At 65.1% G+C, this 23,239-nt stretch carries 19 protein-coding genes and 1 pseudogene; 5 read left to right on the forward strand and 15 right to left on the reverse strand.

Annotation, left to right across the window (positions count from 1 at the left end; translation table 11 throughout):
• Nucleotides 1-127 precede the first annotated feature (127 nt).
• From ABZU72_RS12180 to ABZU72_RS12195, 4 genes are all read left to right on the forward strand, one after another.
• Nucleotides 128-550, forward strand: a complete 423-nt coding sequence (locus tag ABZU72_RS12180) for a single-stranded DNA-binding protein (protein ID WP_355019113.1) — start codon at nt 128-130, stop codon at nt 548-550.
• Nucleotides 551-558: 8 nt separating this feature from the next.
• Nucleotides 559-1,131 carry a hypothetical protein gene (locus ABZU72_RS12185; protein WP_355019114.1) on the forward strand — a complete coding sequence of 191 codons (573 nt, stop codon included), beginning with the start codon at nt 559-561 and terminating at the stop codon, nt 1,129-1,131.
• Nucleotides 1,132-1,267: 136 nt separating this feature from the next.
• Nucleotides 1,268-1,591 carry a hypothetical protein gene (locus ABZU72_RS12190; protein ID WP_355019115.1) on the forward strand — a complete coding sequence of 108 codons (324 nt, stop codon included), beginning with the start codon at nt 1,268-1,270 and terminating at the stop codon, nt 1,589-1,591.
• A complete protein-coding gene (locus ABZU72_RS12195) occupies nt 1,591-2,898 on the forward strand; it encodes a hypothetical protein (protein ID WP_355019116.1) in 1,308 nt (435 codons plus the stop codon). Before ABZU72_RS12190 ends, ABZU72_RS12195 begins: the two co-directional genes overlap by 1 nt.
• A 921-nt stretch (nt 2,899-3,819) precedes the next feature.
• Here the strand turns inward: ABZU72_RS12195 and ABZU72_RS12200 are convergent.
• From ABZU72_RS12200 to ABZU72_RS12270, 15 genes are all read right to left on the reverse strand, one after another.
• A complete protein-coding gene (locus ABZU72_RS12200) occupies nt 3,820-5,385 on the reverse strand; it encodes a UvrD-helicase domain-containing protein (protein ID WP_355019117.1) in 1,566 nt (521 codons plus the stop codon).
• Nucleotides 5,386-5,388: 3 nt separating this feature from the next.
• The gene (locus tag ABZU72_RS12205) at nt 5,389-7,377 is read right to left on the reverse strand and encodes an AAA family ATPase (RefSeq protein WP_355019118.1); all 1,989 of its coding nucleotides are present in this window, start codon (nt 7,375-7,377) and stop codon (nt 5,389-5,391) included.
• Nucleotides 7,378-7,664: 287 nt separating this feature from the next.
• A complete protein-coding gene (locus tag ABZU72_RS12210) occupies nt 7,665-8,756 on the reverse strand; it encodes an XRE family transcriptional regulator (RefSeq protein WP_355019119.1) in 1,092 nt (363 codons plus the stop codon).
• Between the two features lie 4 nt (nt 8,757-8,760).
• Nucleotides 8,761-9,558, reverse strand: coding sequence for a hypothetical protein (locus tag ABZU72_RS12215; protein ID WP_355019120.1), 798 nt, complete (start codon nt 9,556-9,558; stop codon nt 8,761-8,763).
• Nucleotides 9,559-11,349: 1,791 nt separating this feature from the next.
• Nucleotides 11,350-11,931 carry a MarR family winged helix-turn-helix transcriptional regulator gene (locus ABZU72_RS12220; protein WP_355019121.1) on the reverse strand — a complete coding sequence of 194 codons (582 nt, stop codon included), beginning with the start codon at nt 11,929-11,931 and terminating at the stop codon, nt 11,350-11,352.
• Nucleotides 11,932-12,074: 143 nt separating this feature from the next.
• Nucleotides 12,075-13,613, reverse strand: a complete 1,539-nt coding sequence (locus tag ABZU72_RS12225) for an ABC transporter substrate-binding protein (protein ID WP_355019122.1) — start codon at nt 13,611-13,613, stop codon at nt 12,075-12,077.
• Nucleotides 13,614-13,695: 82 nt separating this feature from the next.
• Nucleotides 13,696-14,487: an ATP-binding cassette domain-containing protein gene (locus ABZU72_RS12230; RefSeq protein ID WP_355019123.1), complete on the reverse strand. Its 792-nt coding sequence runs from the start codon at nt 14,485-14,487 to the stop codon at nt 13,696-13,698.
• A complete protein-coding gene (locus tag ABZU72_RS12235) occupies nt 14,478-15,287 on the reverse strand; it encodes an ABC transporter ATP-binding protein (protein WP_355019124.1) in 810 nt (269 codons plus the stop codon). Before ABZU72_RS12235 ends, ABZU72_RS12230 begins: the two co-directional genes overlap by 10 nt.
• The gene (locus ABZU72_RS12240) at nt 15,284-16,117 is read right to left on the reverse strand and encodes an ABC transporter permease (RefSeq protein WP_355019125.1); all 834 of its coding nucleotides are present in this window, start codon (nt 16,115-16,117) and stop codon (nt 15,284-15,286) included. Before ABZU72_RS12240 ends, ABZU72_RS12235 begins: the two co-directional genes overlap by 4 nt.
• A complete protein-coding gene (locus tag ABZU72_RS12245) occupies nt 16,114-17,082 on the reverse strand; it encodes an ABC transporter permease (RefSeq protein ID WP_355019126.1) in 969 nt (322 codons plus the stop codon). Before ABZU72_RS12245 ends, ABZU72_RS12240 begins: the two co-directional genes overlap by 4 nt.
• Before the next feature lie 12 nt (nt 17,083-17,094).
• The gene (locus ABZU72_RS12250; protein WP_355019127.1) at nt 17,095-17,667 is read right to left on the reverse strand and encodes a flavin reductase family protein; all 573 of its coding nucleotides are present in this window, start codon (nt 17,665-17,667) and stop codon (nt 17,095-17,097) included.
• On the reverse strand, nt 17,664-18,902 hold the full coding sequence (locus ABZU72_RS12255) for an acyl-CoA dehydrogenase family protein (protein WP_355019128.1): 1,239 nt from the start codon (nt 18,900-18,902) through the stop codon (nt 17,664-17,666). Before ABZU72_RS12255 ends, ABZU72_RS12250 begins: the two co-directional genes overlap by 4 nt.
• 140 nt (nt 18,903-19,042) lie before the next feature.
• Nucleotides 19,043-19,990, reverse strand: a complete 948-nt coding sequence (locus ABZU72_RS12260) for a helix-turn-helix domain-containing GNAT family N-acetyltransferase (protein ID WP_355019129.1) — start codon at nt 19,988-19,990, stop codon at nt 19,043-19,045.
• A gap of 100 nt (nt 19,991-20,090) precedes the next feature.
• Nucleotides 20,091-21,254: an amidohydrolase family protein gene (locus ABZU72_RS12265; RefSeq protein WP_355019130.1), complete on the reverse strand. Its 1,164-nt coding sequence runs from the start codon at nt 21,252-21,254 to the stop codon at nt 20,091-20,093.
• 47 nt (nt 21,255-21,301) lie between these two features.
• Nucleotides 21,302-22,321: a membrane dipeptidase gene (locus ABZU72_RS12270; protein ID WP_355019131.1), complete on the reverse strand. Its 1,020-nt coding sequence runs from the start codon at nt 22,319-22,321 to the stop codon at nt 21,302-21,304.
• Between the two features lie 179 nt (nt 22,322-22,500).
• Here ABZU72_RS12270 and ABZU72_RS12275 point away from each other — a divergent pair.
• A pseudogene (locus tag ABZU72_RS12275) lies at nt 22,501-23,227 on the forward strand (DDE-type integrase/transposase/recombinase); the annotation flags it as partial.
• Between the last annotated feature and the right edge of the window lie 12 nt (nt 23,228-23,239).

Raw genomic sequence — 23,239 nt, forward strand, 5'->3', positions numbered from 1 at the left:
CCGCCTCTTCTGCCACATCGCCATAACCGGACCTTCCTGATCACGGCCGCCGGTGAGGGCACCACCGCGCACCTGGCTTCCGAGAGCGACGCCGAGCAAGCGGTGTCGTGCGATCGGAAGGTACGTCATGTCGATCCCCACCCAGCTCAGCCTGCACGGCTACATCGCGACAGCACCGCAGCTGACCAAGACCCGTGACGGCAGCCCGCGGCTCCATGCACGTATCGGCATCGAGGAGTTTCGCAAGGAACCCGACGGATCGTTCACCAAGCTCGATCCGGTCCACTGCGACCTCGTCTCCTACGACACCGCCGCCGAGCGGGCATTCGAACGGTTCCGCGTCGGGGACTCCTTCGTAGCCGCCGGCTACATCAACGATTACGAAGTCGACCGCGACGGCCAGAAGGTCCCTCGGCAGGAGTTCGTGGCGCGCAGAATCGGCCACGACCTCGCCCGCACCCACTACGAGGTTCATCGCCGCGCGGCTGCTGTCTCTGACACGACACCAGCCACGGCAACCGACGCGGTCGACCACGCCATCAGTCTCTGAGGCCGACGATGGCCACGACGTACGACGGCGGAGCCACAAGCGAGATCCTCCGACCGCTCAACTGGAACCTCCTCACCGCCGAGGAAGCCGAAAGCGAATGGCTCGATCTAAACGCCTGGGTCCACTGGCTCAGGTACGCCTACGGCCTCCAGCCCGCCATCGTTCCGCCTCTGTGGCATCGGCATGACGAGCTCGTCTGGGAGCTTTCTGCACTCCACACCGCCTGGCTCAACGCGTACGACCCCGACGCACCCCCTAGCGCGCCGCTCGCCTGGCATCGCGAGTTCGCAGAATCGCGCCAGCGGCTACGTGACTGGGTAGCCGCCTGCGGCACCCGAGCCGACCGCGACCGACCCACAAGGCGTGTCGCCTGGCCTGGCGAAGGTCCGGGGGCCTCGCCCGTCGAGCAGCCAATCCACGACCGCGAAGCCGACTTCGAGCGGTTCATGCATGAGGACCTGGCGAGGCGACAGCAGCTTGAGAAGGAAGCGCGAAGCGTCGCCGACGAGCTGGCTCAGAACCTCGTCGACCGCTTGGGGGAACCCTCCGAACCCACCCAATGGCACCTCGGAGGTCAGTAAGGCTCTGCCGGGCCGGACCGTGCGTGCTCGAACGCGCTCTCTCCATCAGGGTCGCCTGTCACCGCTCGACGACCACGCCCCGAGGCCGTGACCGTGCACCTGAAGAGCACACCTCCGCACTCAGAAGGAGACCGCGATGCAGCTCGCGCACGCCATCACACTCGCCGAGGCCCGTTCCTATCTCGCGGCGCTCGCCGACACCGCGCACACGGTCGAAGGCTCGATCGCCTACGAACGCGTACTCCTCCAGGTCGACCTCGTCCACGGCGACCAAGCCCCCGCGTCCGAGGAACTCCCCCGATCGCTCGCCGCTGATCTGCTCTACCGGCTCGCCGTCAAAGCCATTCAGGACCTCGTACGCCACGGCGTCGATGCCCTCCAGGTCGAGCTCGTCCTCGCCAATCTGCTCGACGCCCGCGACACAGATACCCGAATGAACGGCCACCTCGGGCGGCAGTGATGTACGGCGAGAACATCGGCCTCCTGCGCACCGAGCTCGCACACCTCCTTCGCCAGTATCACGTCAGCCACCGGATCGACCGCGACCTCGCACGCGCCTACCCCGGTCCAGGCGTGGTGGACTCCCGAGGAGAGGTCGTCGCGCTGATCCGCAGCTATCGCCACAGTGTGCTCAACTGGTGCTACCAGGCCATGGCCCACGGCGACCCCAACCCCAAGGCGGAACACAGCGCCAACCTCCTCGAACCGCCCGATCGACTCCGGCAGTCGCTCGGCCGAGTCGTCTCCAAGAATCCCGCGCCGCTGCCCAGGCTGGAGCAACTGACCACACCCCAACCGGTCGCTGCCCTCGAGTCCTGGCGACAGGCCGCCAAGATGACCGCCCTCGCCGAGCACGACCTCGGCCATGGGACCGGCGACGGCCTCCTCAGCCACCGCGAGTGGCTCACCCTCGTCGGCGACGTCGCCGACATCACCAGGGCGCTGCTCATCCTCGACAAGCGCTACCGCCATCTCCCCGAATGGGAGACTCTCCGAGGAATCCGCTTGCTCGACCGGTACCTCGACGACTGCGTCGTCCATGTCAGAGAGCGATCCGTCAAGCTCGACTCCAACCTCGACTGGCGCGCCTGGCGCCCGCCCGACCCGGAGGTCCCGCCTAGCGCAGAACCCATCGTCCACGTGATCGCCGCTGAACGGCGCCTTCTCAACTCGCTCGGCTCGGTCCCGTCTATGGCCAACCTCCGCCATCTCCTCACATCCCAACGCGAGGTCTCCCACCTCGCCGTGGACCGGACGCGTGACCACGATCGCGAACTGGCCAACCGGTTTCACCGTCGCGAACACGCGTACGGATCCCTCCTCCGCGCTTCCCGGACAGCCGCGGGCCTTGTCGGGACCGGAGCGGAAGCCACCCGTCACAGCGCCGACGCCGTCAACCGCCTGGTAAGCATCTCGGCGGTCTCTCCTATCCCCCTCGGTTCCCTGCACGAACTCGACACGCTCTTTCGCCAGGTTGACAACGCCCTCTGCGCAGCGATCGAAGAGGGCTTTGGCGCCCGCCTCTACTTCGTACGCCGCGCCCTGCCGCGCATCGATCCAACCGACGGTCACCTCACGCACCAAGCTCGCGAGCTCTTCGACCCGCTCCAACGCGAAGGCCGCACCCCACTCATCACCATCGCGCGACGCTACCTCCGCACCAATCCAGTACGCACGGCCGCGCCAGGCAGCACCGCCGTCACCCGCGCCGACTTCCACGCCGCAATAACCCAGCGCCGGTCACGCGGCAGCACAATCTCGCTCTGACCATGGGACGCGAGGTAGCGTTGCGCAGTTCGGCGTCCTCCGCCGAAGTCGTTCACGGGAGCCCCAGCGATCGAGCAAGTATCCCGGGTGTACCCAAACCTTCGGCAGCCGCCGCTACCGAGTGGATCATTACGAGGTCGTTGCCGAGGACGAGGGGCGTTGGGTGGGCGGCGTGTCTATTCACCCAGCGGCGGGCCTGAACCATCGACGAAAGAGGCTGCCTTCGTCGAGGTGCACGTCGACTACGCGCGTTCCGCGGTTCAATCCCGAAGGACTCCCTGGTTGGCCTGGACCAGTACGTGCTCCGTAGTTCCGATGTCCTGTCAGCGGCGATCGCGAAACTACGGATCTGCGTCCATGTCCATGCGTCACTTCGGCTCCACTATGACGCGCCAGTTTGCACGTTCTTGGTCTTCTTTTCGGCGTCGCGAAGTCGTCTCGGAGAATGTGAAACGGCGCCGACCATAGCGAAACCTTGCAGTCGTTCCGGTGTGCGCGGGCCGGCGCTTGGGCGGACGCGCAGATCGACGCATCCAAGCAGTAGCCGTTTCTGAACGACGTCTCCACCGAACTTGACCGCCACCACCTGCTGAACGGCTCCGGACCATCCACAATGACGACCTGGCCTTCGCCATGTCCCGCCTCAACGTCGGCGACCATGAAGAAGCGGCCGAATAGCTGTGGATCCATCGCCAACCAGGCGGGCAGGTCCAGAAGGTCGGAGACGACGGTGAGTGTTCGAGTACCCCCCCCGCCTGACGCGGGTTCGGACGGGGTTGGCCAACGGGGAAGGCTGGCGCGGGCGGTTCCCCGAGGACGGGGGCTACGTCGAGAACGCCGGCTCGTCCGGCGCTTCTGTCGGGACGCCGAGCTCGGCATGAGGGTGCGCAGCCGCAGGCATTAGGGTGCAGGCCATTTTCTTCAGGCAACTACCTCGACCGTCCGACCCCGGGCGCGAGTGCAAGCGACGTACAGTCGACGGTCGGTCTCGCTCTCGACGCTGAGTCCGTTGGCGAGGCGGGCGCGCTCGCTGTCGTCGAGGCAGACGCCCACGGCGTCCCACTCGGCACCTTTCGCCTGATGCGCGGTCAGGCCGGGGACCGGTCTGGTCGGATGGAGCAGCCGGGTCTGGATGTCCCTCAGCCGGTTCGTGTAGTTGGCTCGCACGGGCTTCAGGCGGCGTGGAGAGTGGTCTTCGACCAGCTCGCTCAACAGCTGGTAGGCCGTCTTCACGTGAACCTTGAGTTGGGCGGGCTTCGCGTCTCTGCTCAATACGTCCACGATCTCCTGGAGTCGGGGCTCGGCGACGTTGGGGAAGTTTTCCTCGGCGATGGCGAGGGAAGTGATGGCCTCCTTGACGTAGATCGCGTCGGTGCTGAAGAGGCTTCTGGTCACGCGGTTCAGCACTAATATGGCGGCCGCTTCCTCGGGCCCTCCCTTGAATGCCTGGAAGCCGATGGGGAACACTCCGGGACCCAGTTCCCACAGCGATGCCCACTTCGATGCGAGGACGACGTCGAGGTCGGCGACTTGCTCACCGGTGACCTCCGGAAGCGTCGTGCTCGCGCCGCTGCGCAACCCGTCCGCCAACCGAGCTTGCTCATCGGTCTGCCACCTAAACGAGTGCGTCAGCCTCAGCGTGCGAAAACCTTGGCGATCGAGGAGCTGCGGGACGATTTCTGGGCGCGCTCCGCGGAAGACGTACATCGCTTGCCAGATGTCGCCGACCACTGTGACGTTCACACCGGCCTCGACTGCGATTTCGATGACGTCGATGTCGAGATCGTTGGCGTCGTAGACCTCGTCGACGATCAGAGCTCTGATCGTTTGTGCGAGCCTGGTCTGGACGAAGGCGCGGACATCGTCTCGCTGTATGGCCATGGCCAGAACTGCCCGAACATCTTCGTGGGTGCAGATTCCTTGCCGCATGAGCTGAGCACAGCGCTTCGGGTCAACGACGAAGATCGCCTTGTTGAGCCTGATGCCGTGGATCTCGACCTTCGCGCCCTGCAACCTGAGTTCGTACCTTAGGAAGGACCGGTCTCGGGCTCCGTACGACGCCCAGCTGTCCTCGACGTCTAGTTCGGTGTGGTCATCTGGCCAGACGAGCAGCTGTGCCCTCAGCAGGTCGTGGACGAGGTCGACCATGATGGTGTCGAGGGTGATGACTCGATGGGGCCAGCGGATAGCGTGCGGCCCCCAGAGACGTTGGATTCGCCGGACCAGGGTGCGCGTAGCCGATCGTGTGAAGCTGACTGCCACCACTGCACGGGCGTCGTGTCGGTCGTCGGGAGCGAACCGCTCGACTCCGAAGCGGCGAGCCGAGACGGTCGTCTTTCCGGTGCCGGGCCCGGCGGCGATGCTCAGCCGCCGCGAAGGCGCTCCTGCCGCTCGCCTCTGTTCGAGGGTGAGCCCGCCGGGGCCCCCTCGGTCGCCGCCGCCAAAGCCCGGCGTGGGTGCTGTCGCGTCAGGCGATGGGCTGGTCACCGTCTACCTCGGCCGCTCTCCGGGATCGTCCGTTCCAGTCGACTGGGCGTGCAGGTCAGAGAACAGGAAGTCGAATATGGTCACCAGAGGGGCAGGAGGCACGACTGGCGCACCCGAGAGGCGCGCCTGCCGGAGGATGCCGGCGAGCTCAAGGGCGAACTCGCCCTTGCGTCTGGCCAGGGGCCCGGCGGGCACGGACGGAACCTCGGGGTCCCCGTTCTTGGCTGCCTTTCCCTTCTTGGCAGAGGCGAACAGTGCGTTGACGGTCTGTGGCGTCAACGGATCGTCGTAGGTCGCACCCAACGCGCCAAGGGCCACCTTGACTAGATCAGCGTTGTCCTTGGTGAGCTCCGGCTCAAGAGTTGGGTGGCTGTGCTCGATCAGGACAATATCGGGGTCGTGAGCGGCGGCCCAAGCCGGTGCCGTCGGGGTGTCCTCGAACCTCAGATCGCTGTCGCGGAGCACGGCCAGGCGTCGGCACAGCTCGTGATCCTTGGTTGCGAGAAGCCGTACAGCCCATGACCCGACCTTCGTTCCCATCGCCACGATGCTCAGCGCGTCGATGAAGGCCTGACGGTCCCGGTCTGCCCCGGCCCAAACCCAGCCGAGCTCCCGCACGAGCGCAGCCTCGGTCACCCCCTCGACCAGGAGCAGACGCTCGGCGAAGAGCGCTGCGGATCGGCTGGCGTCGAGGTGAAGTCGGGTCTTTCGCATCACGTCGGCCCGCTCGGCCATAGGGATGGTCTTCACGCTCTGCGCCACGTGTTGCCCTGCCCTGCCGCGGCGCACGACGACGAGATCCTCTGGGTCGCAGGAGGAGATGATGTCGGTGGCGTGGGAAGACAAGATGACCTGGAGTTCAGGGCGTCGGTCGACCTCACGCTTGAGGTATCTGACCAGCGAGTGCTGCAACTGCGGATGTAGGTGCGCCTCGGGCTCTTCGATCACGACCGTCACGTGGAACGCGTCATCGGGAAAGAACGAGTCCTCCGCGCTCTCCGACTCAGCGATGGACTGACGAAGGCGGTCGTCGGCGTCGTCAAGATCGACTGGTGAGTCGTCTGGGAGCGGTGGCGGCGGTTGCGCAGCGGTCGCCGAGGCCGGTGGCGCGAGGTCTGCCGCTGCTTCGCCGTCGGGCGCCGCCGCGACCTCCTCGCTCTCCGCTGCGGCAGCGGCCCTGGTGAGATCGGGGATGGCGGCGAGAACGACTGCGATATGGAGGAGGTTCACGTACCCGAGTCCAACCGCCTCGAGCGGGAGAGCGTTCTCTCTGCCCTCGATTGTTGCGAGCATCAGCTCAAGCACCCGCGCGAGGTACTGGTCGTCGATGACCTGGCCTCGGATGTAGGGCCAGTTCTTGCCCACGCCGGATGACAGAGCGTGGAGATGGGTGCGGACGCGCGTTTCGAGTGACTGGAGCAGTCCGTCTTGTGCGAGCGCCTCTAGCAGCGCCGAAGCTCGAGCTCGCAGCGCTGCGAGGTTTCGCCCGTGTCCGAGATTCTGCTGTTGCGCGCGCAACAACTCGACCAGAATCCGGGCTTCTCTGCGAGCGAGCTCGTCGAGCGGGTTGCGCCATGCCGGCAGGTAGATGAGGCGGATCGCATCTTCGACGTCTGAGCTCACCAGCGACTCCGCGCGAACGCGGCCCATGTCGCGGTGCAGGGTTCTCGTCCAGGTCGCGGCGACCTCTCCGGGTGCCGTTACTCCGCTCTGTGCCTGGAGACTCAACCCGAGAGGTCCCTCGACCTGGTCGGCGTCGGCGAAGGCGTACTCGACCACGATTTGTCGGTCGATCGCACCGAGGGTCGCCGAAGTTGGTCGGGGAAGGCGTGGGAACGTGCGGCGATGGCTGAGGTACATCGCGTCTCCCAGGGTCGTCTTCCCGGCGCCGTTGGCGCCGATGAGAACGGCAAAACGGCCGGGAATCGTTGCGTCGAGGGCTCCGTCGGCGGTCGCTCTCAGACCCTGCACCTGCAACCTACTCAGGTGCACGGCGGTCGACTCCTTCGACTGTCAGCCCCTCGCAACTGAGGAGCGATGTTCGTTGCCCGCTGACTGTACGGGGTATCACAGAGTTCGGGCGCTGAACTCCATGTATGGCGTGGATGGAACGGAGCGGGGCCCATGCGGTGCGCGACGCCGTTGTGCCTACTGGCAAAGGCCAAACGGACGAGCACCCAGTCGCCGCCGAGGACGACCTGCCCGGCTACTCGAGCAGCCAGATCCTCGCTGACTGCGGACGGTGTGCGGCTACCGGACGTCTTCCCGCGCTGTGCTCATCAAATGACCAGGCGAAGCGCGGGACGCGGATCGTCTTCCTGGCCGAGCAGTTCGCGGACGCGCGCGGGCTTCCATTTCAGCTGGTCGGCAAGCGTCCCAACGGTGACACCACGGCCGGCCGCGAGCTCGAAGGCGGCGTTCAGCATGGACGGCACCTCCCCGTCGTACTGCCTGATGGACCGAGGCGGCTGCTTCGCCTCGTTGAGCCGAATGTAGGCACGTCGCGCAGTGCTCTCGGAGATGTGCCCGAGCTCTTGGCTGCGGTAGATGAGGCTTCGGACCTCCACACCCCAACGCTCGCTGATCCGGTACAGCTTCGCAAAGTCCAGACGTTGGGGAAGCTCCTCACGAAGTACCGCCCGTGGGGTCAGGAACTCTGCTGCGAACGCGTCAGCCTCCCGCTCCAGAACCAACTCCCCTGATGCTTCACCATTATGAAGCAGCAAGTGCCCGAGCTCATGAGCGGCGCTAAACCGGTGCCTAAGCACGTCATCTGCCCGGTCAGCGGTCAAGATGACTAACGGCCGGCTGAATGCCCTGGTCGAGTACGCGTCGATGCGCTTCTTGTCCTCGCGGTCTGAAGGCGGTGCCATCGCGCAGATGATGCCGTGGGCCTCCATCTGAGCGACAAGGTGCCCGATCGGTTCGGCACCCAGGTCCCAGAGTTTCCGCACCTCTTGTGCTGCTTCTTGAGGCGAGTAGGTCCGGTCCTCTGCGTGGAGGTCGGGGAGGTTGATTTGGGGGAACCTGACGTGCGCCTCGAGCGCGTTCGACAACTCCCAGACCTGCTCTGCGAACGAGGTCGCGCGGTGCTGTTGTCGCGCAGTGGTTGCCCGCAGGCTCTCGAAGAACGTCTCGCTCGTGTCGAGTCGCTGATGCGGCCGACCCGGTGCGAAGAATCCAACTGGAACGTCCAACGCAGTCGCGAGCCGCTCCAACGTGTCAGGACGAGGCACAGCGACCCCGGCCTCGTACTGACCGACAGCGGCCTGGGAGACCTCCGCCAGCTCGGCGACGTCCTTCTTCGTCATCATTGCCAGCTGACGTGCTTGGCGGAGTCGGTCGCCCTCGAAAGTGATGCTCGAGGTCACGGTCCTACTCCTTCGCGTTGCTGGGGTTCTCTGGATCGTCCTGCTCCCCGACGGGCTCACCCTCGCCGGTGGCAGTGACGTCCTCGTCGACGGCCTCCAACTTCGCGGCCGGCCTCGGGACGTTGTGCCAGCTCTCGCCCACGGCTTCGACGGGCTTGGTTCCCACGGCGGGCGCCGCGACTAGGGAGAGTCGCTCACTGTCGGTGAACTCAATGTACCCATCCCCGTCGAGGTTGCCGATGCCGACCTCGACCATCTGGAGACCACCGTGCCGGTTGCATTCGTAGGCGACGATGATGACCTGGGACACGATGTTCTCCAACTCGAACTTGGCCTTCTCGACGACCGCGATCGCCGCCTCCTCGAAGTCCCGCAGGGCCTTCTCTTCGTCGCTGATGAACAGGTCAGCCTGCGGGGCGTCTGGCATGTTCACCTGGGTCAGGGTCTGACGCACGTGCGACGTCGTGACGCGCAGCCGCGGGTCACGCTTCCCGCGTGGCTTGATCTTGACCGGCAGGATCAGCGTCCCGTCCCACAGGATGAGGCTGTACTGCGCCCCACGGGGGCGGTACATCCTGGCGCCGTCCAGCAGGTCGCAGAGCAGAATTCCGACCTCATCGGGCAGCGCCTTCCAGAAGGTGGCGCCGTACGGCTCACCCGTCGAACGCCCAGAACCGTGCTGCGCCGCCGACGACCAGTTATGCGCCTTCAAGCCAGCAGCAACCAACGCAACCGACACCTCCGCACTGTCCGCCTTGAATACGCGCTCCGTGAACGTCTCGCTGTCGAAAGCCTCGGTCACGTCCCTGCCCCCCAGTTGATTGCGTTCTGACAAGGTCACCCTAGCGCAAAACTTTAGAAACGCAATACAGACGGTCATTTGGCACTCATGATGTGCGGCTGCTAGTTCAGAACAACCTCAGTCGATAGCTTCGAGTCAATCATATCGCCTACATCAGGGTGCAGCAGGCGCCGATCGGCCGGCGCGCCGCGGCGCACCCCTCATACCTACGCCAACAACTACGGGGACAACTGCGCGGCGCCATTGTCACCTCGAGGAGATCGTCAGCGACTGCCGAGTCCGCGAGCTCGGCGATGCCTCAGTGCCGTTCACCCTCGACGTACACGCGTTGTTCTTCAGCGATGACGCCCCGTCGAGGTGGAGGCAATGCTGCACCGCGAGTTCGCAGCTCATGTCGGTTGAACAAAGACAACCCACGCGAGGGTGGACCCTCCTAGGGCCTCGACCGGCCCTGCGCCCGGCTAAGGCGATGGAGAGTCCCATCGATCCCAGAATGCCCCATACCGCCGCCTGTGGGACCCGCTCAGCAAGCGTTGAGCGGTCCGTCGGGGACAAGCCCTCCGGGCCTGGGGCGCGAAGCGCGCGGCGAGTCGCACGCGACATGACGGTTGAGGTTGCCGTCCTACCCCACCTTCGATGCTAGGTCGAGGTAGGCATCGTTTGGAGTCGAGCCAGCCCCCACCGGTTCCGTCCATCCCTCCCAGAACCCACGGCTGAATCGCCCCGGGTTTCGTGGAGGCTCCATCAGACCCGGGACGATTCACACCGAGGGTGCCTGGCGTTCGGAGGCCGCGACGGTCAACGCGTCGACCTGGGACGGCATCCTGGCCACACGCATTGTCCTCGAGACCGAGGACAAGGACTCCGCCTGGGCCGTCCCGGCCTGCCTACTGGCCTACCTGCTCGACACCTGACCCTGCGGTCTTCGTCAAGCGGGGCTCGCGATCACCTCGGTCGGCTCGTGCAGCGCGTCGAGTGTCCCGACTGGAACGGCGGAGTGTCTCGACTGGACGCCAAAGTGCCCAGCTCGGATTGGCTGGGGTCGCTTGAGTGTCCCGCCCGGACCGCAGGCATTGGCGCCCGGAGACTCCGCTCGGACTCCGCATGACCCCTTCGGCTCCGAAGGACGGATTGCGGACAGTCCGGGATAGGGGCTGCCCCGTCGGCCTGCCGCGCCACATGGAACAAAGCGCCGCAGGTGTGGGCTGCGAGCGCCCTCGGATGGTGGCGACTCTCGCCCGGCCCCCGACAACGCCGATCCATGTGGGTCAAGCGGCACCGCAACCTACGGCGACGAGGTCGCCGGCCTCCTGCAGCTGGTGCGAAAGCGAATGGCTGAGCTCAACTCAGGCTCCGCCGCTTCGCTGATGACTCCATCCTTCGCCGGCGTCCCGCATGAGCCGTTTCTGCCCGACCGGTTCCTCGGATCCATCCGGGGCGCGCTGTCAGGTAGAAATCTTCACGCCGCAGCGCCTGAGAATGTCCGTGACTGGGTGTTGTGGTGGGGCCTGGGCCGGCAGGAGGTGGTCCTCACCTCGCAGTTGGGAGCCGGCGTGGCGGAATGCTTGCGCCGACTGGACGCCATCGCCTACCTGAAGAGGTCGTAATCGGAAAGGAACTGCGAGTCTCAACGATCCAACTCGAGGCGGCGAACTTGATCGACTTCCCCTCTCCGGCTTGGAATTCAACCCCAGAGGCGGTCGGCCGCCTCGGCCCATGGAGGAACCCGGCGAGGGACTAGTGTCAAGAACGGCGGGGCGGAAGCGCGCGATAACCACGCGCGCCAAGACGTCACGCGGACTCGTTCAGGATGCGATTCTGCATCGTGATCGCTGCCTCCGCTCCCTCGATGAGGGTGGCAAGAAGCTTCCCGAAGGTGAGAAGGTCCTGCCATTCGAAGTCGGCGTACATAAGGTCGTTCACACGCCGCTGCTCGATGAACGACGTCCGGATCGCTGCGGTCCCCTCATCGGTGAGCCGAATGACAAGGCGGCGACTATCGACCGGATCTGGCAGACGCATGAGATACCCGCGGGTCACCATCCGGTTCAGCGAGTTAGACACCGCTGATGTGCCGATCTTGAGGTACTCGCCCAATCGTGCGGCCGTGGTCGACCCGTTCGATTGGGTCTTGAGTACCGCGGACAGGAACGTCACCTCGCTCGCGGTCAGGTCCAGCCCGTAGCGCTCCCGAAGCAGACGAGCTTGATTGTTGCGCCAGGTGGCTGACATCGTTCGGAGAATGAGGAAGTCGCTTGCGATGCGACGGAACGTGTCATCGGTGCCGTCCTCAAGCAGAGCCGGGAGGCTTACCGACGTTGGAAATGGGGCGACGGAATTGTCGACCGGCGCTTCGAAAGGTTCGGAGGGCATGAGCGGCTTTCCTCGAGGTAATTGGGACATGGGGATTCTCGCATTCGGAGCTCGGCGCCAGCCTCGCACGTGGCCGACTCAGGGAACGCGGGTGGGCCCCTACCGGCGACAGCAGGGACCCATCACGTTGTTGTGAACGTCGGCTACTGCAGCAGATTGACGCGCGGTGTGAAGTACTCGAAGGCGTCGAAGTACTCCTCGAGGTTGTCGAATCGTGAGGAGACACCGTCGTAGGTGACCTCCTCGATCAGCGGAACTGAAGGAAGCGTGTCCAACAGCTCCAGCTGCACCTGCTGTGCGGCATCGCCGCGCCCGTCGCCGTTGGTGCCGGCCACGGCAGCCCATCCGGCGTCCACGTCGGGGTCGCAGAACGCCGAGGCGTTGCGGTAGGCGGCCTTCTCCTCGTTGCACACGTAGACGCGTGAGATGCCCAACGACGGGTCGCCGCCGGTGTTCAGGCGCACTGCCGTCATGTCGTAGTTACGGTCGGTGTACACCTGGGTGATGTAGTTCGCTGCGTCAGTAGTCTGGACGTCGAGGGTGATGCCTACCTCGGCGAGATTCGCCTTGATGGCATCCGCGACGGTCGCGATCGTCGGGTTGAGGTCGGGGCTGTAGAGGAAGCGCACGGTGAAACGCTTCCCCTTGCCGTCCTCGGGGTAGCCGGCCTCGTCGAGCAGCTCAGCAGCCTCATCGAGGTCGTAGGCCAGCTCCTCGGCAAAGGGCACCTGGTCCTGCTGCGCCCACGAGTACACTGAGGGGATGAAGCTCTGAGCTGGCTTGGACAGCCCCATGAAGGCGGTCTTATTGACGTAGTCACGGTCGATGGCCTTGTAGATGGCGCGACGGACCTCGGGGGACTGCAGCGGCCCGTTCTCCACGTTGTAGGCCAGGTAGGTGTACGTGGGGAAGATCCGGCCCTCCTCGACGTGAACGTTCGCATTGCTCTGCAGTTGCTCCACCTCTTGGTTGGGAAGGTAGAACGCCGAGACGAAGTCGACCTCGCCGCGCTGGAGGCTCTGCACCAGCACCGTCGGGTCGGGGATCGTTCGCAAGATGATCGTCTTCACCGCGCCGACCTCTCCCCAGTAGTCGTCGTTCGCGACCAGCGTGATGGTCCCGTCGTTTCCGATGGAGTCGAACTTGTACGGACCGGAGCCGACAGGCTTCATGTTGTATTCGTTCGCGGTCACATCGGTGCCTTCGTACAGGTGACTGGGGAGCACCGGGACACGCTCGCGGGCGAGCGCGTTGAGCAACGGAGCGAACGGCTTCTGCAGGCGGATGTTGAGCTCATGGTCGCTCACGACCTCAACCTCATCGAGCACCCCCTTGATCCAGGCGCCGTACGCGCCGACCGGGGCCGCCTGTTCCAGGGAGTACTTGACGTCGTTGGCCGTCACCGGCTCGCCGTCGTGGAAGGTCGCCTCGTCGCGCAGAAGCATGTGGAGAGTGAGACCGTCCTTGGAGAGGTCCCACTCGGTCGCAAGCATCGGCTGCGCGATACCCTCACGATCGATTCGTACGAGGCCGTCGAAGACCTGGTCGCCCACGAGCGAGGTGTCAGCCGCCGACGACAGCGCCGGGTTGAGCGTGGATGGCGTCGAGGTGATGCCGATGACGAACGTCTCGTTGGTGGCCTGCCCCTCCCCTGCGCCTATTGATCCGGAGCAAGCGACCATCGGCAGTGTCGCTAGCGCTGAGATCACGACGGCTGCGAGCCGCCGTGTCATTCGGTTGTTGTTGAACATGACGGTCCCTTGCTCAATGTGAATCGGAAGAAAACTCGGGTACGGGATGGGCTGCGATCAGTTCTTTGGTGTACGGGTGTTGTGGCCGGAACATCACGGTCGCCGTGCTGCCCTGCTCTACGACTTCGCCGTTGCGCATGACGAGAACGTCGCCGCACAGCGACCGGGCCACTGCGAGGTCGTGCGTAATGAAGAGCACTCCGACACCGAGATCGCTGATGAGTTGGCGGAACACGTCGATCAGACGCGCGGCCACGGTCACATCAAGCGCGGAGATCGCCTCGTCGGCGATCAGGAACTCGGGATCGACCGTAAGTGCGCGGGCGATCGCGAGCCGCTGCTTCTGGCCGCCACTGAGTGAGGCCGCCTGCTGACGCAGGAAGGCGGGATCAGAAGGCAGCGAGACCCGCGCGAGCAGGTCCGTCACGCGCGCGTCTCGTTCTGAGCGCGAGCGCACACCAATCAATCGAAGCGGCCGATGTAGGACGGCTCCGACTGAAGTCTTGGGCGAGAATGAGGTACTCGGGTCCTGGAACACGACCTGCACCGCGCGCCGAAACGGCAGGTGTCCTGAGGCAAGTGCGACGCCGTCAGCGCGTTCGATGAAGACCGAGCCCTCGTCGGGTGCTGTCTGACCGGAGAGCAAGCGTCCGAGTGTGCTCTTGCCTGAGCCGCTCTCGCCGACGACCGCCAGCGCCTGCCCAGCAGGTAGTTCGACGGTGATGTCGGTGAGCGCTGCCGTGCTCGTGCGCGGATACGTGAAGGTCACACCATGTGCGCGGAGTGTCGAGTCGTTCAAGCCCATGTCCTCTCCTCCATTCCGGCGATCTTGCGGGCGGAGTTCAGCAGCACTCGGGTGTACTCCTCGCGCGGCTGCTGAAAGATCTGCTCGACCGGCGCGTGCTCGACGATGCGGCCGTGTTGCATCACGTAGACGTACTCGCAGAACTGCGCGACGACGCCGAGGTCGTGGGTGATGAAGAGGACGCCAGCGCTCGACTCGCCCGTAACGTCGCGCATCAGGCGGAGTACCTTCGCCTGAACGGTGACGTCCAGGGCCGTGGTGGGTTCATCGGCGATGAGCAGGTCTGGAGTGCAGATCATCGCCATTGCCAGCATTGCGCGCTGCTTCTGACCACCGCTCAGCTCGAAGGGGTACGCAGCGAGCATGCGCGGCGTCATCTCCAGCCCCACCCGCTCCAGCAGTTCGACAGCTCGAGCCTTCGCGTCGCGGGGCTGACGGTGGATGCGCAACACCTCCGCGACCTGGTCGACGACCCGGACCGTCGGGTTCAGGTACGCGCTGGGTTCCTGGAAGACGATGGCTAAGCGATCGCCGCGGACCTTGCGGTACTCACGGTCGGGAAGCGCGAGCAGGTCGGTACCCTTGAATCGCACCGATCCGTTCGTCTTCCAGCGACGGGAGTCGGGAAGCACACCCATCACCACCCTGGAGGTGAGCGACTTCCCCGAACCCGACTCGCCTACGAGACCGACCCGTTGACCCGGTTCGACGCAGATGTTGACGCCGTCGAGGAGTCGGCGACCGTCGAAGTCGACGGTGAGGTCCTCGATGGCCAGCAACGGCAGGCTCTGCGCGGTCATACCAGCACCTCTCGACGATCGAGCTTGGCGGAGATGTGATCGGCCACCAAGTTGAAGGCGATCACGGTGGCCACGATGGCGGCTCCGGCGAACGCCGAGATCCAGGGCGCCCGCAGGAGCTGGGACTGGCCGTAGTTGAGCATCAGGCCCCAGCTGGGAACGTCTGGGTCGCCCAAGCCGAGGAAGGTCAGGCCAGAAAAGAACAGCAGTGCAAGGCCCACATCGAGGGCGAACTGCACCAGGATCGGGACCAGGGCTGCGGGCAGTATGTCGACCGCCATGATGGTTGGCGCGCGGAAGCCCTGGCTCTGGAGGCTTGCTACGAAGTCGCGCTCTCGATAGGTCAGATACTGCGATCGCACGAGGCGACCCATGCGCACCCACATGCCGATGACCAGCGCGATGATGATGTTGCGCCACTCGTTGCCGAGCACCGCCACGACTACGAGTGCGACCACGAAGGCCGGCACGATCTGGAAGAACTCCATGACGCGCGAAATGACCGCGTCGATCGGTCCGCGGAAGAAGCCTGCGACCGATCCGAGGATAAGGCCCAGCATCAGGTTGCAGATCGCGACCGCGACAGCAACCCCGAGACTCGTGGCAGCGCCGGCGATGAGGTAGGACAGCACATCTCGCCCGAGGGAGTCGGTGCCGAGCGGGTGGGCGCCACCCGGGGCTGACAGGATCTCTCCGACCGGTTCGTTCGCTTTGAAAGGAGAGATCAAGCCGCCGGCGGCGATGCACACGAGCAGCAGTAGAAGGAACAAGTATGCGGCGTAGCTGCCGGGGCTCTGCCGAAGATCACGCGATAGCGCACGAAACATCATTCCACCGTCCTTACGCGGGGATCGACCTTGGTGTAGATGAGGTCGGTGACGAGATTGGCCATGACCACGATCAATCCGACGGCCATCGCGCAGGCGATCAGCAGGATCGTGTCGCGGACCTGGATCGCATCGAGCATCAGGCGTCCGATACCGGGCCACCCGAACGTGACCTCGACCAGCACGCTCCCAGCCAGCAGTGCGCCGAAGTTGTAACCGAGGGTCGTGATGACGGGCATCATCGCGTTACGCAGGCCATGTCGACGCACTGCAGTCGAGCGTTTGAGACCTTTGCTGCGCGCGGTCACCATGTACTCCATAGAGAGAGTGTCGCGCAGCGACCCCTGGGTGACTCGAGCGTTCAGTCCTAGCTCGCGCAGCGATAGCGCGATGATCGGAAGAACTGCATGCCACACGATATCCCAAACGCCAGTTTGCGCCGCCCTCACGTCTCGCATGCCGGAGACCGGGAACCATGACAGCGAGAGGGCGAACAGCAAGATCAGGAGCTGACCGACGTAGAAAGAAGGTGTCGAGTACAGCGCAAGCGCGATTCCGTTACCCGACCCGCGCAGCCACCCTGGGTTAGTGGGAGTTCCGATGTAAACGCCGAGGGCCGTTCCGACAAGTGTCGAGATGACAAATGCCGGAATGACCAGCATCATCGTCGCCCCGAGACGGTTCACGACCACGTCCAGCACTGGGGCGCCCTGCGAGAACGAATCGCCCAGGTCGAGGGTGACGATTCCCTTCATGAACAGCAGGTACCGCTCCCACAGCGGCAGCCCCAGACCGAAGCGCTCGTTCATAGCCGCACGGAACTCTGGCGATACAGCGTATCCGCCCGTCAGTACTTGCAGCGGATCGCCCGGCGCGGAGGCGACTAGCACAAACAGCGCCGAAGCGAGCGCGAGCAGCATGACCGCCGACGCGATGAGGCGTCGGCCTATATAGAGGGTGATTCGCACGTCCTTGGCGCCTTATCCGTCGAGTTGCCCCAGCGGGCGCAACGCCCCCCGGAAGTGGATCAGCGGGTTGTCGTCACGCACTTCGACCCGCTGTACGGCGCCGACCACCATTGTGGTGTTCGACAGCACGAACGACTCGCGTGCGTCGCACCAGATGACCGCGAGCGCCTCCCGAACCACCGGAATCCCTCCGCTCTCGTCGAAGAGCGGCATCAGGTGCGTGCGGTCCTCGCCCGGACGCGACATCGCTTCCGCGATCGGCGCCTGGTCGTCGCGCAGGATGCTGATCGCGAACGCACCGTTTGCCATCACCTGTGCCAGGGTCCGCGTGTCCGAACGGAACGCGACTGCCAAGCTCGGCTCGGCCTCGGGCAGACGCACGATCGGGCTGACCGTCATGCCCTGCAGGTCGCCACCGTGGCGCGCCACGGTGAGAACGCCAACTGTGGACGCCAGCCGACCCATGGTCCGACGGAAGGCCGCGGAGAGGTCCGGCGACGTGGGAGCGGGATCGGTGGGCATCCGTTGTTCGGGTGCCACGTGCCGGGACCGCTGACTCTTTCGCGCCGACTGCATGGTGGTCATCGTCCAGTCCCCGCCTCGACAGCGGCCGCGGAGGGAGCGGGCCCGTACTTCTCTTTGGCGAAGCGCTCGCCTGTGAGGTCGCCTCGGGCGACCCACTCCATGTGCTGCCACTCGCGGGTGTGCAGTGAGGCCACCCGAGAGTCACGTCGGTAGCGATCGAATGGCGCCTTGCGCATAGCCGCCCGGGTCCCGACGAGCTCGAAGCTACGCCGCGTCGCCTCTTGGGCCGTCTCTTTGGCGGTGTGCAGCGCCCGGATCGTGATGTGGTGCGCGTCGCCCGACGGCAGCGCCTTCCACGCCTCGGTCGCGTATCGCAGGCCGGCGATGGCCGCCTGGACTGCACTGCTCATCTCGCCGATGTAGTTCATCAGGGCGCGGTCGGTGTGCAGCTCGGTGCGTCCGCGTACGGCCTCAAGGGTGCCGTCGTAGGCAGCCGCAGCGATGCCCGTGAGCAGGGCGGCGTACAGCAACTCGTGGGTGTAGGGATGCTTGTAGGTCCAGTCGCCGGGTCCACCCAGGATCTCGTCGCGGTAGATGCGCAGGTTCTCGACCTTGGCCGGACCGGACGCGGAGCAACGGATGCCGATGGCGTTCTCCCAGCCAGGCAGGAAGTTCCAGCCGGAACGGTCCCGCGGAACGAGCGAGAGCAGCAGTCCCTCCGCGAGCCCCATCGACTCTGGGTCCTTGTGCCACCAGACGATGCGATCGGCGAACGCTGCGGTTGAGGTAAAGCCCTTGAAGCCTGACCGGATGATGAGGCCTTCGTCGTCAGTGATCGTGTCCTGGTCGATCGAGAGCGCAGCCTCGGTGCTGGTCTGCGCGTTCTGGATGTTGATCTCACTACCGATGGTGGCGAACCGCTCGCGGTTTGCCACTGCGCGACCGAAGATCTCCTTGGCTTGTTCCGCAGTGGCGACACCTGCGACCTGTCCGGTCGCGTGGTAGTGGCTGAGCAGGCACCAGGCCGTGCCGGCGCACGCCTTGGCGATCTCGAAGACCACGAAGGTAGGCACGGCGCCGCAGAACAGCTCCGGCGACCCGGTGCCGCCGAACTCGCGAGGGATAACCACGTCCATGAGCCCGGCCGCGTCCAGCCTGGCGAGGTTCTCGTGCGGGAACTCGCCGGTCTCGTCGTGGTGAGCAGCGCGCTCAGCGAAGCCGGGGGCCAGGTCGCGGGCTCGGTTGATCGCTTCGATCTCGTCTTCACGGAGTCCGAGCGTGTAGTCGTAGAGCATTTGGGCAACTCTTTCGGATTGTGTTACACAACGTGAACTATTGACTAGAACGGTAGGCCGTTGTTCGCCGGTCGTCAAGGGTCAGTTCACGAATCGATCACTGCAGTACCGCCTCGCAGCCACGGATTCGCGGTTCAGCGCTAGCGGGGACCGCGCAGATCCAGCAGCCAACTGCGCTGGGCCGATCCTGGGGGAAGGCTGGCCGAGACTGCGTCCTCGGTCGGCCGGAAACCTAGGTCGAGTGCGATGCGTTCGGAGGCAGCCCAATCGGCGATGGTGACGAGCAAGAGCTCGGCGTAGCCGGCTCCGCGGGCGAATCGGATCGATTCCTCAAGCAGCCGTACCGCGGCGCCGCGCCCTCGATAGCGAGGTTCGATGAACAGGTTCTCGATCTGGGCGCGCTCGTCGTTGACCCGGGTGCAGAAGCAGCTCCCGACGCGTTGCCCCGCAATCTCGGCGATCCATGCCGATTCCATCACCGCGTGACCGGCCACGATGTGGTCGGCGACAAGACGAGCGATCCCGGACTCATATCGCCGGTTCCAGCTGTGTTCGTCGGCATACACCTCGCCTTGCCGGTACACAACCCAGCCGAGATCTCCGGGACCAATTCCCCTCACCTGCAGCGGCGTTCTGGCTTCCGTGCCTTCAATCAATCGCTGAGCGTTCTCGAGCAGATCCGCGAGATGCCGGGCGTCGCCCTCAGAGAGTCCCTCGATGGCCTGCTTGATGTCGGCGATCACGCGTTGGCCGATGAGCTCGGCAGTTTCTTCGCCGCGATCGGTAAGCGCGAGCATGCGTTGCCGACCGTCGTCAGGTGAGGTAGCCACCGTCACCAGTCCCTGGCCCTGAAGCTTCTGGACCATTCGGGACATCACGGAGGGCTCCAGGTTCAGTTCCCGCCGGAGATCACCTTGGGACAGGTGACGTCGTAGATGGATTTCGATGAGGGCTCGGGTCTCAGCAAGCGAGTAGGAGGTTCCGAAGACTCGCGAGCGCACCAGGCCCATCCGCAAGGCCCAGAAGCGTCCGAACTCTCGAATGCGGACGGCGATGTCGTCGCCCGGCGCCGCGTGGGCGTCGTTCACGCTCGTTCTCCCCTCACGGTGGCGGCACGACTCGGACGCATGCCGACGCTCAGTCTGCCATGCAGGTTGAGCGTCGGCATGCTGCAAGCCAGGGCGCTATTCAGGCGCGGAGTTCAGAGGGCACTGCGCCGCGGACGACGACGCCGTCCTTGATGACGCACTCCACGTTCTCGAGCGCGGTGATGTCCTCGACCGGGTTGCCGCGCACGATGAGGATGTCCGCGGGCTTGCCGACCTGCAGGGTGCCGCGCTCGCCGAAGGTGGCGAGCTCGCCGGCTTCGCGGGTTGCAGCAAGCACCGCTTGGAGAGGGCTCATGCCTGCCTGCTCGACAAGCAGCCTGGCTTCCATCGCAGCGAGTCCGTGACCGGTGCCCGGTGCGCCCGCATCCGTGCCCACGGCGACGCGCACGCCCGACTCGATCGCCTTGCGCAGTCGGGGAAGCTTGTCAGCCAGCATCCGCTCCATGATCTCGGCCTGCTTCTGGTTGCCATCGGAGGCGGCTTCCTTCATGACGGCGAGGGTCGGGACGAGCCATACGTCCTTGCCGACCATGAACTCGATTCCCTCGTCGGGCAGCCAGGTGCCGTGCTCGATCGAGCGCGCCCCTGTGTGCAGCGAGAGCATGATTCCGCTGCTCGAGTGGGCGTGAGCAGCCAACGGCATGCGGTTCTTCTCGGTGACATCCACGACGGCGACGAGCTCTTCCTCGGTGACCTCGGTCGTGTCGGGGTCGCGCCCCTCCTCCGCGATCGCTCCGGCGGTCACCATCACCTTGATGAGATCGGCCCCGTGGTGGATCTGCTCGCGCGCGGCTCGACGGAAACCATCGGCGCCGTCCGCATCGGAGCCGTAGACCGAGCCGTGGCCGCCGGTGACGTTGAGCCACTGACCGGCCGCCTTGATGGTCGGGCCCTCCATGACGCCGTCCTCGATGGCAGCCCTCAGCTGCAGGCTGACGTCGGCGATGGAACCTACGTCGCGCACTGTGGTCACACCTCGGTCGAGGTGCGAGGCGGCGTTGCGCCAAGCCTGGAAGGCGTAGTAGGCGTGCGAGAGGTCGTTGCGCCAGCCCACGAAACGCTCCTTCGACAGCGAAAGGTGGACGTGGGCGTCGACGAGGCCAGGCATCACGGTGTACTGCTCGGCGCCGGAGGCAGCCGGCGCATCATCGATCGCGTCGACCGTTGAGCCGAACTCCACGGCCACGCCCTCACGGACGTTGCCGTCGACCGCGTCGATGAGGCGCCCTGCATTGATCTTCATGTCATTCTCCTTCGGTTTTCAGGCAACGAACGGGCGTCGTTGCGAGTTCAGGTCCACACCTCGTCGAATAGGCGCAGCCAGTTGCCGCCCATGACGGCGGCGATGTCGTCGTCTGCATATCCGCGGGCCGAGAGCCCTTCTGCGATGCGCGGAAGCTCGTGACTGCCGGCTAGGCCCTTGATGCGGGGATTGGGGTCGGGTACCTCGGGCGGCACGGTCGCCGTGGTCCCGTGAATGCGGCGCAGGTAGTCCCAGAAGGGCATGTCTCGGCCCTCGCAGAAGTCCGAGGCGATGCCGACGTTGGCAACGCCAGCTACCTCCACGAGACGCTCGAGCGAGTCGAGGTACTCCTCCAGGTCGGCATCCCACTTGCCGGGCAAGAAGCTGGGGAAGGCGTTCGCTCCGACGACACCGCCACGCTCGACGCAGGCGCGGATCAGCTCGGCAGGCTTGTTCCGGGGGTGGTCTGAGTACTCGCGGAGTCCGATGTGGGTGAACGCCACGGGCCTTTCTGATGCCTCGATCGCGTCGCGTGAGCTGCGGTCGCCCACGTGGGAGAGGTCGATCAACATCCCCATCTCGTTGAGCTTCTCGACGGCCCGCAGACCGAACGTGCTCAGGCCGTCATCGTTGGGTTCGTAGCAACCGTTGGCTACAAGGTTGCGCACGTTGTAGGCGATCTGAACGATGCGTATCCCGAGGACTCGGAAGACCTCGAGCCGTTCCAGATCATTCTCGATCGGCGAGATGTTTTGCCATCCGAGGATCACACCGGCGCGCCCGGTCTCGGCGGCCTTTCGGATGTCGTCGGTGGTGCGGACCTGCAGCACGGTGTCCGCTTCTTCGCGGAAGCGACGGTGCCAACCCGAGAGCACGTCGATCGAGCTCTGCAGCCCCTCCCAGATCGCGGTGGTGGCGTTAGCGGCCGCGACACCGCCCTCGATCATGTGCGCGTACACGGTGGGCGAATCCCAGTTGCTCGGGTTGCACCCGTCGACGATGAGGTTGTTCATGAGAATCCAATCATTGCGTTTCGCTAAGAGTAATTGCGATTTGCAATGATGCAAGTGGCAGATGCATATCCTGAGACGGTTGAAGTGTGAACGACGCTGCTGTCGTTGGGGGCGCGAAGCCGTGGCAGAGCGGGTGGTGGTGGCGGTGTCGCGTACCGTGGGTGCTCGGAGGCGGGTGGGCTCGACCGACTCGCCCTGGGTTTCGTTCCGACATCATTCAGAGGATTCGGAAGATGCCTAAGAAGTACTCCTCCGAGATGCGTGAGCGGGCGTTGCGGATGCTCGCGGAGGCTCGTCCGGACCACCCGAACCAGATGGCCGCGATCCGTCGCCTGGCGGGCATGCTGGGGATGAACAGCGAGACGTTGCGTGGCTGGCTCTGACAGTCCGAGGTCGACGGCGGTCTGGCGCCGAGCGTGACCACGGACGCCGCCGCAGAGATCAAGCGCCTCAAGCGGGAGAACGCTGAGCTGCGGCGCGCCAATGAGATCTTGAAGTCGGCCAGCGTGTTTTTCGCCAAGGAACTCGACCGTCCCACGACGAGATGATCTTGCTGACGTGACCTATGTGGCGACCTGGTCCGGGTTCGCCTACGTCGCGTTCGTGACCGACGCGTACTCGCGACGGATCGTGTGCTCGAACGTCGCAGCGACGTTGAAAGCCGACATCCTCCCGCTACGGGCACTGGACATGGCTGCCTGGGACGCGGCCCGTAACGGCCGTGGCCTGGCCGGCCTGGTCCACCACGCCGATCACGGGTCGAACTACCCCGCCCTCGTCTACACCGAGCGGATCGTCGAACTCGGCGCGAAGCCCTCAACCGGCACGGTTGGCGACTCCTTCGACAACGCCCTCACAGAGGCCGTCAACGGTCTGTACAAGGCCGAAATGACCCGCCGCCGAGGACCCTGGCCCACCGTGGAACAGGTCGATCTGGCCACCCTGGAGTACGTGTGGTGGAGGAACAACAGC

It is taken from the genome of Nocardioides sp. NPDC004968 (assembly GCF_040608935.1).
Taxonomy (GTDB): Bacteria; Actinomycetota; Actinomycetes; order Propionibacteriales; family Nocardioidaceae; genus Nocardioides.